At 67.6% G+C, this 14,072-nt stretch carries 17 protein-coding genes; 14 read left to right on the forward strand and 3 right to left on the reverse strand.

The annotated features are described in order from the left end of the window. Positions 1 to 10 precede the first annotated feature (10 nt). The 4 genes from rplS to ACH46_RS08490 all read left to right on the forward strand — a co-directional run bounded on the left by rplS (position 11) and on the right by ACH46_RS08490 (position 2,334). Positions 11 to 352, forward strand: coding sequence for a 50S ribosomal protein L19 (gene rplS / locus ACH46_RS08475; RefSeq protein WP_062392518.1), 342 nt, complete (start codon positions 11 to 13; stop codon positions 350 to 352). Between the two features lie 144 nt (positions 353 to 496). Further along, positions 497 to 1,357 carry a signal peptidase I gene (gene lepB / locus ACH46_RS08480; RefSeq protein WP_062395156.1) on the forward strand — a complete coding sequence of 287 codons (861 nt, stop codon included), beginning with the start codon at positions 497 to 499 and terminating at the stop codon, positions 1,355 to 1,357. A gap of 6 nt (positions 1,358 to 1,363) precedes the next feature. Further along, complete coding sequence (locus tag ACH46_RS08485; RefSeq protein ID WP_062392519.1) at positions 1,364 to 2,023, forward strand: ribonuclease HII; 660 nt, start codon at positions 1,364 to 1,366, stop codon at positions 2,021 to 2,023. Continuing rightward, positions 2,023 to 2,334, forward strand: a complete 312-nt coding sequence (locus ACH46_RS08490) for a DUF2469 domain-containing protein (protein WP_062392520.1) — start codon at positions 2,023 to 2,025, stop codon at positions 2,332 to 2,334. The genes ACH46_RS08485 and ACH46_RS08490 overlap by 1 nt, the downstream gene beginning before the upstream one ends. Before the next feature lies 1 nt (position 2,335). Here the strand turns inward: ACH46_RS08490 and ACH46_RS08495 are convergent, their stop codons facing one another. Continuing rightward, positions 2,336 to 2,833 carry a nuclear transport factor 2 family protein gene (locus tag ACH46_RS08495; protein WP_062392521.1) on the reverse strand — a complete coding sequence of 166 codons (498 nt, stop codon included), beginning with the start codon at positions 2,831 to 2,833 and terminating at the stop codon, positions 2,336 to 2,338. A gap of 205 nt (positions 2,834 to 3,038) precedes the next feature. Between ACH46_RS08495 and ACH46_RS08500 the strand changes: the two genes are divergently transcribed. The 6 genes from ACH46_RS08500 (at position 3,039) to ACH46_RS08525 (ending at position 7,911) form a co-directional block, all read left to right on the forward strand. After that, positions 3,039 to 3,455 (forward strand): YraN family protein, encoded by a 417-nt coding sequence (locus ACH46_RS08500; protein ID WP_062395158.1) that lies wholly within the window; start codon positions 3,039 to 3,041, stop codon positions 3,453 to 3,455. Positions 3,456 to 3,516: 61 nt separating this feature from the next. After that, positions 3,517 to 4,980 carry a YifB family Mg chelatase-like AAA ATPase gene (locus ACH46_RS08505; protein WP_062395160.1) on the forward strand — a complete coding sequence of 488 codons (1,464 nt, stop codon included), beginning with the start codon at positions 3,517 to 3,519 and terminating at the stop codon, positions 4,978 to 4,980. Then, positions 4,977 to 6,131, forward strand: a complete 1,155-nt coding sequence (dprA, locus tag ACH46_RS08510) for a DNA-processing protein DprA (protein ID WP_062392522.1) — start codon at positions 4,977 to 4,979, stop codon at positions 6,129 to 6,131. The genes ACH46_RS08505 and dprA overlap by 4 nt, the downstream gene beginning before the upstream one ends. 44 nt (positions 6,132 to 6,175) lie before the next feature. Beyond that, entirely contained in the window at positions 6,176 to 6,751 is a 576-nt protein-coding gene (locus ACH46_RS08515) for a hypothetical protein (protein ID WP_157851028.1), read from the forward strand. Then, entirely contained in the window at positions 6,748 to 6,972 is a 225-nt protein-coding gene (locus tag ACH46_RS08520) for a hypothetical protein (protein WP_062392524.1), read from the forward strand. The genes ACH46_RS08515 and ACH46_RS08520 overlap by 4 nt, the downstream gene beginning before the upstream one ends. A gap of 75 nt (positions 6,973 to 7,047) precedes the next feature. Then, positions 7,048 to 7,911 (forward strand): siderophore-interacting protein, encoded by an 864-nt coding sequence (locus ACH46_RS08525; RefSeq protein ID WP_062392525.1) that lies wholly within the window; start codon positions 7,048 to 7,050, stop codon positions 7,909 to 7,911. 15 nt (positions 7,912 to 7,926) lie between these two features. Here the strand turns inward: ACH46_RS08525 and ACH46_RS08530 are convergent, their stop codons facing one another. Next, positions 7,927 to 9,288, reverse strand: coding sequence for an MFS transporter (locus ACH46_RS08530; RefSeq protein WP_335334168.1), 1,362 nt, complete (start codon positions 9,286 to 9,288; stop codon positions 7,927 to 7,929). A 262-nt stretch (positions 9,289 to 9,550) separates the two neighbouring features. On the opposite strand from ACH46_RS08530, the gene ACH46_RS08535 reads away from it, so the two are divergent. Continuing rightward, complete coding sequence (locus tag ACH46_RS08535) at positions 9,551 to 10,447, forward strand: tyrosine recombinase XerC (protein WP_062392527.1); 897 nt, start codon at positions 9,551 to 9,553, stop codon at positions 10,445 to 10,447. A 19-nt stretch (positions 10,448 to 10,466) separates the two neighbouring features. Here the strand turns inward: ACH46_RS08535 and ACH46_RS08540 are convergent, their stop codons facing one another. Then, on the reverse strand, positions 10,467 to 10,952 hold the full coding sequence (locus ACH46_RS08540) for a M23 family metallopeptidase (protein ID WP_226995814.1): 486 nt from the start codon (positions 10,950 to 10,952) through the stop codon (positions 10,467 to 10,469). A 401-nt stretch (positions 10,953 to 11,353) separates the two neighbouring features. Between ACH46_RS08540 and rpsB the strand changes: the two genes are divergently transcribed. From rpsB to pyrH, 3 genes are all read left to right on the forward strand, one after another. Beyond that, positions 11,354 to 12,187 carry a 30S ribosomal protein S2 gene (gene rpsB, locus ACH46_RS08545; RefSeq protein ID WP_062392529.1) on the forward strand — a complete coding sequence of 278 codons (834 nt, stop codon included), beginning with the start codon at positions 11,354 to 11,356 and terminating at the stop codon, positions 12,185 to 12,187. Between the two features lie 125 nt (positions 12,188 to 12,312). Next, positions 12,313 to 13,137, forward strand: a complete 825-nt coding sequence (gene tsf, locus ACH46_RS08550) for a translation elongation factor Ts (RefSeq protein WP_062392530.1) — start codon at positions 12,313 to 12,315, stop codon at positions 13,135 to 13,137. Positions 13,138 to 13,293: 156 nt separating this feature from the next. Next, entirely contained in the window at positions 13,294 to 14,046 is a 753-nt protein-coding gene (pyrH, locus tag ACH46_RS08555; protein WP_062392531.1) for a UMP kinase, read from the forward strand. The last annotated feature ends 26 nt before the right edge of the window (positions 14,047 to 14,072 follow it).

Genomic DNA, 14,072 nt, shown 5'->3' on the forward strand with positions numbered 1-14,072 from the left:
ACGAAGAAATATGAACACCCTGGACTTCCTCGACAAGCAGTCCCTGCGCGACGACATCCCCGAGTTCGGCCCCGGCGACACCCTCGACGTGCACGTCAAGGTCATCGAGGGCTCGAAGGAGCGCGTGCAGGTCTTCAAGGGCGTCGTGATCCGTCGCCAGGGCGGCGGCATCGGTGAGACCTTCACCGTGCGCAAGGTGTCGTTCGGTGTCGGCGTGGAGCGTACCTTCCCGGTCCACAGCCCGAACGTGGCGAAGATCGACGTCCTCACCCGTGGTGATGTGCGTCGCGCCAAGCTGTACTACCTGCGCGACCTCCGCGGCAAGGCTGCGAAGATCAAGGAAAAGCGCTGATCTCAGCGATTCTCTCGCGAAACCCCGCCTGTCGGCGCCGAGCAATCGGCCGCCACGGCGGGGTTCTTCGTTTCTGTGCCTGCGAGGTCGGGCGCAGGGCGGGTGCGACCGGAACTTCACAGCACCGCTCGCTACCCTGTCTACGTGGATCAGAACTCCAACAGTAACGACGACGAGTCGCGCGCCAACGACGAACCGATCAGCGATCGACCGGCGGACGACGGTGAGGCGAAGGCGAAGCCGTCCTTCACCTTCAAGAAGGACGACGACGCCGACGAGGAGTCGGAGGGCAAGAGCCGCTGGTTGCGCGAGACCGTCATCATCGTCGGCATCGTGCTGGCGTTGATGTTCGTGTTCACCCAGTTCTTCTTCCGGCAGTACGTGGTGCCGTCGGAGTCGATGGAGCCGACGCTGATCGGGTGCGCGGGCTGCAGCAACGACCGGATCGTCGTCGACAAGATGGTCTACCGATTCAGTGATCCCGAGCCGGGTGACGTCGTGGTGTTCAAGGCTCCCACGTCGTCCTGGGACGGCATGTGGACGTCGCCGCGGTCGTCGAACCCGGTCATTCACAAGGTGCAGGATGTGCTGTCACTGTTCGCGCTGGCGCCGCCAGATGAGAACAACCTCGTCAAGCGCGTGATCGCGGTCGGCGGGCAGACCGTCCAGTGCCGCGAGGCCGACGGCAAGGGCGTGACGGTGGACGGGAAGCCGTTGCACGAGCCGTACGTCGACAAGAACCTGCAGGCGCAGAACTTCCAGATGTCCGACGGCACGCTCGGCGCCGGGAGCTGCTACGGCGACGACTTCGGTCCGATCAAGGTCCCCGACGGCAATGTCTGGGTGACGGGCGACAACCGCAGCAACTCCGCGGACTCCCGCGCGCACATCGACGACGAGCTGCACGGCACCGTGCCCGTCTCCGACATCCGCGGCAAGGTCCGCACCGTCATCTACCCGTTCTCGCGGATCGGTGGCGTCGGCTCGGTGAACCCGCAGGGCTGACCGGAGATGTCCGGATCCACGCGGTGGCCGCCACGGTCGCCGGTGCGCAAGGCCGCGGCCTTGCGCACGCTGGAGTTCACCCTGAACCGTCAGGGGCTCGGTCCCGTCGCCGGCGTCGATGAGGCGGGGCGCGGCGCCTGCGCCGGTCCGCTGGTCGTCGCGGCGTGCGTGCTGGGGACATCGCAGCTCAAGTCGCTCGCGGACCTCGACGACTCCAAACGACTCACGGAGAAGGCACGGGAGACGCTCTACAAGGCCGTCGTGAAGCATGCGGTCAGCTACTGCGTCGTCTCCATCCCGGCAGCCGACGTCGACCGTCTCGGCGTCCACGTCGCCAACATCGAGGGGATGCGGCGGGCCGTCGCAGGCCTGTCGGTGAGGCCGGGCTACGTCCTGTCCGACGGCTTCAAGGTGCCGGGCCTGCCCGCGCCGTCGCTGCCGGTGATCGGGGGCGACGGCAACGCCGCGTGCATCGCTGCTGCGTCGGTGCTCGCGAAGGTGACCCGCGACCGCATGATGGTCGCCATGGACGCGGAGATCCCCGGCTACGAATTCGCAGTACACAAGGGGTACAGCACGGCGCTGCACATGTCGTGCCTCGACGCGCTCGGCCCGTCGGAGGAGCACCGTCGCTCGTACCGCAACGTCCGCGATAGGCTGGCCTGATGAGCGCTGAAGATCTCGAAAAGTATGAAGCCGAGATGGAGTTGTCTCTGTACAAGGAGTACAAGGACATCGTCGGTCAGTTCACCTACGTGGTGGAGACCGAGCGCCGGTTCTACCTCGCGAACGGCGTCAACCTGGTGCCGCGGAACGCGGACGGCGAGGTCTACTTCGAAATCCACATGACGGACGCCTGGGTGTGGGACATGTACCGTCCCGCACGCTTCGTCAAGCAGGTCCGCGTGGTCACGTTCAAGGACGTGAACATCGAGGAACTGGAGAAGTCGGAGCTGCAGCTCCCCGACGAGCCGTGATCTAGAACTGCCGGATCTTCTCACGCAGGAGTGCCGTGGGATCCAGCTCGGTTGACGTCGGCCTGCCGCGCAGCGCGGTCTCCTGGCGGATCCACTCGCGGACCGCGTGGCGTTCGACGATCGCCCACCGGCCGTCACGGCGCTCCAGGTGGTCGACGTACCGGACGCCGGTCGTGAAGTTCCGCTCCGGCGCTCCGTCCCGATGCCAGTGCGAGGCGGTCGCGTACGTCTCGCTGACGGCGTGGTCGCCGAACAGATCGACACGGTGGTTCCCGAGCGTGTGCTGCGTGCCGTCGAATGTGGCGAGCAGCGGGGCCACCCACGTGACGAACTCGTCGACCGGACCGTCGAATCCAGTGTGATGGTCGACACCGTCGTCGTGGTACACCGACCGCACCAGCGGCATGTCGCGGCGGTCGATACCGTGGCAGTAGTCCGTGAGGACCCGGTAGATCGCGTGCTCGTCGCACAGGCGCTGCAGTTGTTCGTCGCTGGGCATCGTTGACGTCTCCTCGCAGTCGGTCCGCGGTCGATCGTAGGGGCCGTAGGATGCTCGGGGCGACGGCCGCGTCCCGCTCAGCGGTCGGTGGACTCGTGCATCGTCGCAGGAGAATCTGTGGATCGATCGACCGTTGTGCACACTCGCCGGGTGACGCGGCATTCGTGCTGGAGATCGGTCCGCGATGACGCCCATGCTGTGGCTCATGGGGGAACAGACAGCACGACCCAAGACAGCACGACCCAAGCCTGACCGTCGGCGTCTCGTCGGGCAGATCGGTGAGGATCTCGCGGCGCAGTACGTCGAGAAGCTGGGGTGGCAGATCCTGGCGCGGAACTGGCGGACCCGCAACGGCGAGCTCGATCTGATCGGTGCCGACGGCAGCACGTTGGTGATCGTCGAGGTGAAGACGCGGGCCAGTCGGACGTACACCGATCCGTTGGCGGCGGTGACGCCGGAGAAACTGCGGCGGATGCGCCTGTTGGCGAGGCAGTGGTTGGCGCAGCAGGAGCGTTTCTGGGAGGTCATCCGGTTCGACGTCGTGTCCATTCAACTCGACGTCGCCGACCCCGAGGACCTGGAGCGGGCGACGTGGTGGCACCACGTCGGCATCGAGGACTAGGTGTGCCGTGACCGGGTTGGGCAGGGTGCATTCGGTGGGGCTCAACGCCTTCTCCGCCGACATGATCGAGATCCAGGCGAACATCTCCTCGGGACTGCCGGGCGTGACGATCAGCGGCAACGTCGACGCGTCGCTGCGGGAGGCGAAGGAGCGGGTGCGGGCGGCGGTCGCCAACAGCGAGATGAAGTTTCCGTCGACCAAGGTGACGATCGCACTGGCGCCGGCGATCCTGCCGAAGGTCGGGCCCGGGTTCGACCTCCCCATGGCTATCGCGGTGCTGCTTGCGGCGCACGAGATCTCGCCCACCAAGCTCGAGGACACGGTGATGCTCGGTGAGCTGGCGCTCGACGGGCGCCTGCGGCCGGTCCGCGGAGTGCTGCCGCTGTTGCTCGCCGCGCGCGATGCGGGCTTCGCTCGGGCGGTGGTGCCGATCGGAAACGTCGCCGAGGCGACCCTCGTGTCGGGGCTGGACGTCGGAGGGGCACAGTCGCTGTCGGACGTGGTGCGGTGGTTGGACGGGGACGTCGTCCTCGACACCGTGGACGGTGAACCCGTCGAGATCGCGCCGGCGGTCGTGCCGGACATGGCCGATGTCGCCGGGCAGGCGGCGGCGCGCCGCGCACTGGAGATCGCCGCGGCTGGGGCTCATCACCTCCTGATGACCGGCCCACCCGGAATCGGGAAGACGATGCTGGCGAGCCGTCTGCCGGGAATCCTGCCGACCCTGAGCTACGAGGAGTCCCTCGAGGTGACCGCGATCCATTCGATCGCCGGGACCCTGCCCGCGCATCACCCGCTGATCACGTCGCCGCCCTTCGTCGCACCGCACCACAGTGCGGGCATGACCGCGCTTCTGGGCGGCGGCACCGGCATGGCGAAGCCGGGATCGGTGTCCCGCGCACACCGCGGAATCCTCTTCCTCGACGAATGCGCAGAAATGGGAGCCAAGGTGCTCGACGCTCTCCGGCAGCCCCTCGAAGAGGGCGAAGTGCGGATCTCGCGGCGCGACGGCACTGCCGTGTACCCGGCGCGCTTCCAGTTGATCCTCGCGGCGAACCCGTGCCCGTGCGCCCCCGCGCACGACATCGACTGCATCTGCACGTCGATCCAGCGAAGGCGCTACCTGGGCAAACTGTCGGGGCCGTTGATGGATCGGATCGACCTGCGCGTGCAGATGGAGCCGCCGGCCAACAGTGCGCTGATGACCGAGGCGGGGGAGTCCAGCGCGGTGGTTGCAGCGCGCGTCGCAGAGGCCCGTGCTGCGGCGCGCGAGCGGTGGTCCGCGGACGGCTGGTTGACGAACACCGAGGTGCCGGGCACCGCCCTGCGTCACCGGTACCGACCGTCTGCGACGGCGCTGAGACCGCTGGAACAGGCATTGCGGCAGGGTCGCGTAACGACACGCGGTGCCGATCGGGCTTTACGAGTCGCCTGGACCATCTGCGACTTGCGCGGGGGAGACATGCCGAACGAGGACGACGTCGTCGCGGCACTGACGTATCGGGATCGGGGAGGACGAGCATGAGCGGGACGACCAACGAATCGAAGTTGAGCGACGACGAACTGCGGGCATGGGCGTACCTTGCGACCGTCGCGGAGCCTCCGTGCGCACCGCTCATCGCACTGGTCGAGGACCTCGGCGCGATCGAGGCGGCGAAGGCCGTGCGGAAGCGATCGGTGCCGTCGCAACACCGCAAAGTCCTGGTCCCGACCGAGGCTCGGGCGGCCTACGACACCGCGGACATGGACCTGGAGACCTGCGACCGGATCGGCGCCAGGCTGATCACCAGAGACGACGCGGACTGGCCCGAGTGGCAGCTCCTCGCTCTGGATCAGGCAGAGACCGCGCTGCGTGGCGGCGGCCCGCTCGCATTGTGGGCACGCGGGCCGCTGACGTGCGCCGAGGTCACGGACTCGTCATTGGCGCTGGTCGGGTCGCGGGCGGCGTCGTCGTACGGCGACTACGTGTCGGGCCAGATGGCGGGCGGACTGGCCGAGGCCGGATGGGCGGTGATCTCCGGCGGTGCGTACGGCATCGACGGCGCTGCCCACCGCGGAGCGCTCGCCGCGGGCGGCAAGACGGTCGCCGTCCTCGCCTGCGGCATCGACCGCGACTATCCGACGGGCCATGCACAACTCCTGCGCGAGATCGGTCAGCGGGGGCTCATCCTCACCGAATACGCTCCGGGAACCACGGCCGCGAAACACCGGTTCCTGACGCGGAACAGGCTGGTGGCAGCACTTGCCTCCGGGGTGATCGTGGTGGAGGCCGGTCGTCGATCGGGGGCGGCGAACACCGCCGCGTGGGCCACCCGGATCGGTCGCCCACTGGGCGCCGTGCCGGGCGCGGTCACGAGCGCGACGTCGGTCGGGACCAACTCCATGATCGCCGACGGTGCTGCCACCTTGATCGCCGACGCGGACGCCGCGATGGCGCTCGTTGCGCCGGACGGGCACGACACGAAACCCGCGGCACGGCGGCGTAACACCGATGACCTGTCCGACGAGCAACGGCGGGTGATTGAGGCACTGCCCGCGCGAGGCGGGCTGACGGTCGACGAGATCGCGTTCATCTCCGGAATCCGCGTCGACGGGGTGCTGAAGGCGCTGGGGTCGTTAGAACTCGCAGGCTTGGTGGACGGGTCGGCGGGAACGTGGCAGTTAGTTCGGGGGTAACTCCATCCGCTGATCCACCAGATCGCGACGTGGTCAGACAGGAGGTGTTCGAGTCCGATACCCATGAGCGGGAGGCGCTGGAACTCGAGTTCGCGGATTGGGCTGCGGCACGTACGGCGGAAGAACGCGCAGCGGTTGCGCGATGGCAAGGTCCAGATCGCTTCTACCAGCGGGTGCAGAGTCCTGCCGAACATGACTTCGAGGCTCAAGATGTCCGCGACGCCATCATCGACCTCGCCACGTCGCACGTGATGAGCGCCGACCGACGACTGTGGCGTGGAATCCGTTCGTGTCAATCGACATTCGGCGTGGACGCGGCGAGCTTGGAAAACGTTGTCGGCGACGCTGCGACAACCGATCGCCTGACTGCGGCTACACCTCTGCGGGTAGTCGCTGAGAGCGAATTCTCGAAGCCCGCGCTGGACGGAGGCGGCGCACTGTTGTGCATCGTCGCGAGGAAGGGAACACCGGCGGCCTTCCTCGCGACTGTAGGCCGCCGTGACATGGCCTACCAGTGTGAAGTGGTGTTCCCGCCAGGTCTACGGATGCGTATGCTCAGGGTTGATCGGTCGGTTCTGATCCCGGTCGTCGTTGTCGAGTTCCAGAGGAGATCCAGGTGAGTCGCTTCACTGACGATTTCAAGCTGATCCCCGTCGATGAGTACATGCCGGCCACTGCACGGGAACTTCTCCGGCACCTCGGCGTCCTCGATGGTGCGCGCGTCGATCAGATGGCCGCTGTTGAGCGGTTCGTGGTGCAGAGGCGCGCGGATCTGCGACCTTCTCTCGTCAGCAGTCTGCGTCGAAGCGGATTCGCCGAGGCATTGGGCCACGTGGCCTAGGCGCTGCAACAGCATCCCCAACGCTGTTAGCCTGGCCTAAGACATTCACGTCACCTGCTGTAGCAAGGAGTTCGCGTGGCGAAGCGGCTGAACACGATGGCGGTCCTGCGGACCGAACAACTGACACCTCACATGGTGCGCGTGTGGCTGGGCGGTGACGGATTCGACGACTTCCTGCCGGTCGGCGGCGACGGCACCCCGGAGAACCCGGCCACCGACATGTACGTCAAGTTCGTCTTCGCGCCCGACGGTGTGGAGTACCCGCAGCCGCTGCAGGTGGAGGAACTCCGAGCGACGCTGCCGCCCGAGCAGCAGCCGATCCTCCGGACCTACACCGTCCGCCGCTACGACCCCGCCGCCCGCGAGATCGCCGTCGACTTCGTCGTCCACGGCGACGAGGGCATCGCCGGACCGTGGGCGCGCAGTGCGCAGCCGGGCGAGACCATCAACTTCCTCGGCCCCGGCAGCGGCTACCGCCCCGACCCCGAGGCGCCGTGGCATCTCCTCGCCTCCGACGAAGCAGGGCTGCCCGCCCTGTCCGCGGCGCTGGAAGCGCTGCCCGACGACGCGATCGCGAAGGTGTTCATCGAGGTCGCCGGCCCCGAGGACGAACTCGACCTGGTCGCTCCCGCGGGCGCCGAGATCACCTGGCTGCACCGCGGTGCGGGATCCGGCGAGGCACCCGACGACATCGCGGGCGACAACGCCCCGCTGGTCGCCGCGGTCAAGGCCGCCGACTGGCTCGACGGGGAACCGCACGTCTTCATCCACGGCGAGGCGCAGGCCGTCATGAAGAACCTGCGCGGCTACGTCCGCAAGGAACGCGGCGTCAGCGCCAAGCGGGCGTCGTCGATCTCCGGCTACTGGCGTCGCGGCCGCACCGAAGAGGGCTTCCGGCAGTGGAAGGCCGACCTCCGCAAGGCCGAAGCCGCGAACTGAGGAGCGCGATGCCGATCAGCAGTCGACCGGATCGAGGGTCAACCGACTCCTCGGCACGGAGAATGCTGCGATCGCGGCGAACACACAGGTGACGAGTGAGATGATCGTCGCCCACATGTAGCCGTCGACCGTCGGGAGCGGCATCGGTCCGGCCGGGCCGTCGACCAGGACGACCGACGCGGCCAGGATCATCGACACCACCGCGGTGGCGAGCGAGGTGCCGATCGATCGCATCGTCGAGTTGATGCCGTTCGCCTCACCGGTCTGGGTGACCGGCACCCACTCCATGATCAGCGACGGCATCGCCGAGTACGCGATACCGAGACCGGCACCGACGATCACGTTCACCACGATCAGCCACTGCCAACTCGCGGCCCACGGACCGACCAGCATCACCAGGAACGTGACGTAACCGAGCCCGATGATGAGGCTGCCGACGCCGAGCGCGATGCGGGAGCCGAACCGGCGCGACATCCAGGCGCTGACGTACGAGAACGCGAACATCACCAGACCGCCGGGCATCAGAACAAGAGCCGCCTGCACCATCGGCAGTCCGGTTCCGATGGGCGCGGACTCCGGCGCCATGAGGATCTGGATCGGCATCATCTGCATCGCGTAGAACACGAAGCCCGCGGCGACCGACGCGATGTTCGTCAGCAGGATCGGGCGCTGCACGTTGATCGCGACGTCGATCAGGGCGTTCGGATGCCGGTGCTCGTACCGCCACCACAGGGCGGCGGACACTGCGAAGGCGGCGAACAGACCGAGCGTCGGAACGCTGAGCCATCCCCACTCGTGTCCCTTCGAGAGCGCCAGCAGGATGCATGTCAGGAAGACGCTGAGGCCGAGGGCGCCGACGGCGTCGAACCGCCCGCCGGTGGCGATGGAACTCGCCGGGACCAGTAGTGCGACGACCACCATCACCACCACCGCCACGCCCGCGCTCACCCAGAACAGGGCGTGCCAACTGATGTGCTGGGCGATCACCGCGGCGAACGGGAGCCCGAGGGAGCCGCCGACGCCGAGCGAGGCGCTCATCGCGCCGATCGACGAGCCGAGCTTGGCCGGCGGGACGATGTCGCGGATCAGGCTGATGCCGAGCGCGATGGTGCCGATACCCATGCCCTGCAGTCCGCGGCCCACCAGGAACGGGATCAAGTTCGACGAGACGGCGCACACCAGCGACCCGATCGCGACCGCGCCGAGGCTCGCCAGCAGGACGCGCCGTTTGCCGATCATGTCGCCGAGGCGCCCCGAGATCGGCGTGACGACCGCGCCGGTCAACAGGGTGATGGTCAGGGCCCATGACGCGTTGGTCGGGGAGCTGTGCAGCAGTCGAGGCAGGTCCGGGATCAGCGGGACGATGATGGTCTGCATCAGAGCGACGACGATGCCCGCCGCGCACAGAACCGCTACGGCGAGCTGTGAATTGGCCGACGATCCCTGCGGGGAGGCGGCGGGTTGGTCCGCGCGGAGCGGCGTCGTGTGCACTGTCGGGGCAACTCTCTGCAAATGAAACAAGTCAGCAATGCTGGAAAGCATTCATTGCTGGAAAGCATTCATTGTCTCGCGTCGTCCGCGTACTCGCGAGTCCGTTGTGCGGGACGTTGTTTCGCGGCTCGGCGGGTACCGTTCGGGTATGACCGACGTGCTGGCGGACTTCGCCGACTACCTGAGCTTCGAGAAGGGGCACAGCAAGCACACGGTGCGCGCCTACACCGGCGACGTCCGCGGTCTCATCTCGTTCGCGGGTGCCCGCGGCGTGGCCGTCGAAGACCTGGACCTGCCGTTGCTGCGCGCGTGGCTCGCCGAACACGCACGACGCGGCGCCGCACGCACGACCGTCGCCCGCCAGGTGTCGTCGGCGAAGACGTTCTGCGCGTGGGCCGTCCGGCAGGGCGTCCTCGCCGTCGATCCCGCTCAACGACTGCAGGCGCCGAAGGCGCACCGGACGTTGCCGGCCGTTCTTGCGCCGGAGCAGGCTGCGGCGGCCGTCGACGCGGCCGCGTCGCGCAACGACGACGAACCCGTCACCCCCGTGGCGCTTCGCGACCGCGTGATCCTGGAACTGCTCTACTCGTGCGGCATCCGCGTGGGGGAGCTGTGCGGGCTCGACCTAGGTGACTTGGACGGCGACCGGCGCGTGATCCGCGTGATCGGCAAGGGCGACAAGCAGCGGACCGTCCCGTACGGCGGGCCGGCCGCGAAGGCCGTCGACGACTGGCTCCGCCGCGGTCGCCCGGAGCTCGCGACATCCGCCTCGGGCGAGGCTCTGCTGCTCGGAGTCAAGGGCGGGCGCCTGGATCAGCGGATGGCGCGGACCGTGGTCCATCGCGCCACCGAGGCCGCCGGCCTGTCGGTGGGCCCGCACGCCCTGCGGCACAGTGCCGCGACCCACCTCCTCGAAGGCGGTGCCGACCTGCGCGTGGTGCAGGAACTGCTCGGCCACTCGTCGCTGGCGACCACCCAGCTCTACACGCACGTTAGCGTCGAACGGCTCCGCGCCGTCCACCAGCAGGCGCACCCGCGCGCCTGAGTCGTCAGCGCTCGATTCGTCACTGCACCGGCTTCAACCGAACCCGCAGCAGGCCCAGCAGCCCCAGCGGATTCAGGTAGTCCGCGGTCCGGCCCGAACCGCGTCGCGCACCCCAGTGCAGGCACGCGGCGGTAGTGCATCCGTCGTGCCCGGCATCGAGATAGCCGATCACCTGGCCCGTCCGGACGTGCTCGCCACGCCGCACCTGCGGAGTCACCGGCTCGTACGTGGTGGTGATCCCGTCGGGATGCAGGACGGACACCACGCCGCGATCCACCACCGAACCCGCGAACGTCACGGTGCCGGCGCGTGCGGCGAGGACCGCCGTCTCCCGCTGCGTTCCCAGATCGACGCCGCGATGCCCCGACAACCAGCGCTTCGCCGGCGGATCGAATGCCCGCGTCACCGACGGGCGCGGCTGCAGCGGCCAGTCGTACGCGGGGCGGGCGGTGGCCGGGGGTTGGGGGAGGAGGAGTAGGAGGACGAGTCCTGCGACACTGTTCATTGTTCGACGTCTCATACTGATTAGACGCAGCGGGCCTGGATATGGATCCGTTGGCGTGTCGGGGGTGTTGGGCTCCAGCCCGTGTGGCGCAGTATCTCGACCGATTCTCGGGCTTCGCCCTCGTGAATCGGCTCGATCTGTCGCTCCGCTTCAGTTTCGACCGACGCCTCGGCTAACGCCTCGGAAGTCGGCTCAACCTGCGACTCCGTCGCAGTTTGGATCCGTTGGCGTGTCGGAGTAGTCTGGCCGACGCACTCGGGTATGTCCCGGGTGACTTCGCGCGCCCGCGAAGAACCATCCAAACACGCGGTCCCGGAACCTTCCGGGTGTGTCGAGATGGCGGGCGCCAGGGCCGGCCTCAACCCCGAGAACCGGCGACAACTGCGAGAGAAGGAATATTCATGGCTGTCGTGACCATGAAGCAGCTGCTTGACAGCGGCGCACACTTCGGGCATCAGACCCGCCGTTGGAACCCGAAGATGAAGCGATTCATCTTCACCGACCGCAACGGCATCTACATCATCGACCTGCAGCAGACGCTGTCGTACATCGACCGCGCCTACGAGTTCGTCAAGGAGACCGTCGCCCACGGCGGCACCGTCCTCTTCGTCGGAACCAAGAAGCAGGCGCAGGAGTCGATCGCCGCAGAGGCGACTCGCGTCGGCATGCCGTACGTCAACCAGCGTTGGCTCGGTGGCATGCTCACCAACTTCAACACCGTGCACAAGCGTCTCCAGCGCATGAAGGAGCTGGAGACCATGGAGCAGACCGGTGGCTTCGAGGGTCGCACCAAGAAGGAAATCCTCATGCTCACGCGTGAGAAGAACAAGCTGGAGCGCACCCTGGGCGGCATCCGCGACATGGCCAAGGTTCCCTCGGCCGTGTGGATCGTCGACACCAACAAGGAGCACATCGCCGTCGGCGAGGCGCGCAAGCTGAACATCCCGGTCATCGCGATCCTGGACACCAACTGCGATCCCGACGTCGTCGACTACCCGATCCCGGCGAACGACGACGCCATCCGCAGCGCCGCCCTGCTCACCCGCGTCATCGCTTCGGCCGTGGCCGAGGGCGTTCAGGCACGTGCGGGCAAGACCGCGGGCGACGCCAAGCCGGAAGCCGGCGAGGGCGAGCCGCTCGCCGAGTGGGAGCAGGAACTGCTCGCCGAGGCGACCGCCCCGGCAGCGGCTCCGGCCGCCACCGATGGCGCAACCGAGGCTCCGGCCGCAGAATAAGAACTGCTGAGTTGCAAGAAACGGACCCCGGCATCACCTGACAGGGTCCTCTCTCCGGCGAGGTGAAACCTCGCCGGAGAATCTTGTCTCTCGATCACAAATCGAAGAAGGAGGGTCGCCACCCTATGGCGAACTACACCGCTGCGGACGTCAAGCGTCTGCGCGAACTGACCGGCTCGGGAATGCTCGACTGCAAGAACGCTCTTGCGAACAACGACGGTGACTTCGACAAGGCCGTCGAGGAGCTTCGTATCAAGGGCGCCAAGGACGTGGGCAAGCGCGCCGCACGTGCCACCGCCGAGGGCCTCGTCGCCGCTCGCGACGGCGTCATGGTCGAGCTCAACAGCGAGACCGACTTCGTCGCCAAGAACGACGAGTTCCAGAAGCTCGCCGACGACGTCCTGGCCGCCGCCATCGAGGCACGCACCAACGACGTCGACGCGCTGCTGGCCGCCAAGCTGGGCGACGGCACCGTCGCCGACGCCGTCGAGGCCCTGTCGGCCAAGATCGGCGAGAAGCTGGTCCTGCGTCGCGTCGCATCGTACGACGGCCCCGTCGCCGTGTACCTGCACAAGCGCGCCTCGGATCTGCCGCCGAGCGTCGGCGTCCTGGTCTCGTACACCGGCGAGGGCGACGTCGCCGCGGAGGCCGCTCGCGGCGCCGCCATGCAGGTCGCTGCGCTGAAGGCCAAGTACGCCAGCCGCGACGAGGTCCCCGCGGAGATCGTGGAGCAGGAGCGCCACGTCGCCGAGGAGACCGCCAAGGCCGAGGGCAAGCCGGAGAAGGCTCTGCCGAAGATCATCGAGGGCCGTGTCAACGGTTTCTACAAGGACGTCGTCCTGGTGGACCAGCCGTCGGTCACCGACTCCAAGAAGACCGTCAAGGCCATCCTGGACGAGGCAGGCGCCGCCGTCGTCGCGTTCACCCGCTTCGAGGTCGGCCAGGCCTAGTTCAGGCCCCGACCTGGTCGTGAACCAGGCGCGAAACAACGCTTCCGGCCCCGGAATCCGCCCGCGAGGGACGATTCCGGGGCCGGATTGCGTGAGGGGGCGATGCCGCACCCTAAGATGGAGGAAGTTTGTGCCCGAACTCGAGCGAAGGAAGAGATGAGCGAATCGCAGTCGACCGCAGACGAGGCTAGGACCGGCTTCTCCCGAGTGCTCTTGAAGCTCGGTGGCGAGATGTTCGGTGGAGGCTCCGTCGGACTGGATCCGGATGTCGTCGGAGCGGTGGCCGACCAGATCGCCGAGGTCGTCGCCTCCGGCGTGCAGGTGGGCATCGTGATCGGCGGAGGCAACTTCTTCCGCGGCGCGGAATTGCAACAGCGCGGTCTGGACCGCTCGCGCTCGGACTACATGGGCATGCTCGGCACCGTCATGAACTGTCTGGCCCTCCAGGACTTCCTGGAGAAGCGTGGCGTCACCACGCGCGTTCAGACCGCGATCACCATGGGACAGGTGGCCGAGCCGTACCTGCCGCTGCGTGCTGTCCGCCACCTGGAGAAGGGCCGCGTCGTGATCTTCGGTGCAGGCATGGGCATGCCCTACTTCTCCACCGACACCACCGCGGCGCAGCGAGCGCTGGAGATCAAGGCCGAGGCCGTCCTGATGGCGAAGGCCGTCGACGGCGTCTACTCCGACGATCCGCGCACCAATCCGAACGCTGAGCTCTTCCGTGAGATCACCCACCGCGAGGTCATCGAGAAGGAGTTGAAGGTCGCCGACGCGACGGCGTTCAGCCTCTGCATGGACAACAACATGCCGATGCTGGTGTTCAACCTCCTGGAGCGTGGAAACATCGCACGTGCGGTCGCCGGAGAGCCCATCGGCACCCTGGTCCGCACCGTGACCGAGAACTGATCGGCGCCGGACCGACCTCCGGGCAT

Source organism: Gordonia phthalatica, assembly GCF_001305675.1.
Lineage (GTDB): Bacteria > Actinomycetota > Actinomycetes > Mycobacteriales > Mycobacteriaceae > Gordonia > Gordonia phthalatica.

Bases quoted from the DNA above. Each gene is read 5' to 3' on its own strand.
- rplS (WP_062392518.1), top strand. From the start codon at position 11: ATGAACACCCTGGACTTCCTCGACAAGCAGTCCCTGCGCGACGACATC.
- ACH46_RS08485 (WP_062392519.1), top strand. From the start codon at position 1,364: ATGTCCGGATCCACGCGGTGGCCGCCACGGTCGCCGGTGCGCAAGGCC.
- ACH46_RS08490 (WP_062392520.1), top strand. From the start codon at position 2,023: ATGAGCGCTGAAGATCTCGAAAAGTATGAAGCCGAGATGGAGTTGTCT.
- ACH46_RS08495 (WP_062392521.1), bottom strand. From the start codon at position 2,833: ATGCCCAGCGACGAACAACTGCAGCGCCTGTGCGACGAGCACGCGATC.
- ACH46_RS08500 (WP_062395158.1), top strand. From the start codon at position 3,039: ATGGGGGAACAGACAGCACGACCCAAGACAGCACGACCCAAGCCTGAC.
- ACH46_RS08505 (WP_062395160.1), top strand. From the start codon at position 3,517: ATGATCGAGATCCAGGCGAACATCTCCTCGGGACTGCCGGGCGTGACG.
- dprA (WP_062392522.1), top strand. From the start codon at position 4,977: ATGAGCGGGACGACCAACGAATCGAAGTTGAGCGACGACGAACTGCGG.
- ACH46_RS08530 (WP_335334168.1), bottom strand. From the start codon at position 9,288: ATGCAGACCATCATCGTCCCGCTGATCCCGGACCTGCCTCGACTGCTG.
- ACH46_RS08535 (WP_062392527.1), top strand. From the start codon at position 9,551: ATGACCGACGTGCTGGCGGACTTCGCCGACTACCTGAGCTTCGAGAAG.
- ACH46_RS08540 (WP_226995814.1), bottom strand. From the start codon at position 10,952: ATGAACAGTGTCGCAGGACTCGTCCTCCTACTCCTCCTCCCCCAACCC.
- rpsB (WP_062392529.1), top strand. From the start codon at position 11,354: ATGGCTGTCGTGACCATGAAGCAGCTGCTTGACAGCGGCGCACACTTC.
- tsf (WP_062392530.1), top strand. From the start codon at position 12,313: ATGGCGAACTACACCGCTGCGGACGTCAAGCGTCTGCGCGAACTGACC.
- pyrH (WP_062392531.1), top strand. From the start codon at position 13,294: ATGAGCGAATCGCAGTCGACCGCAGACGAGGCTAGGACCGGCTTCTCC.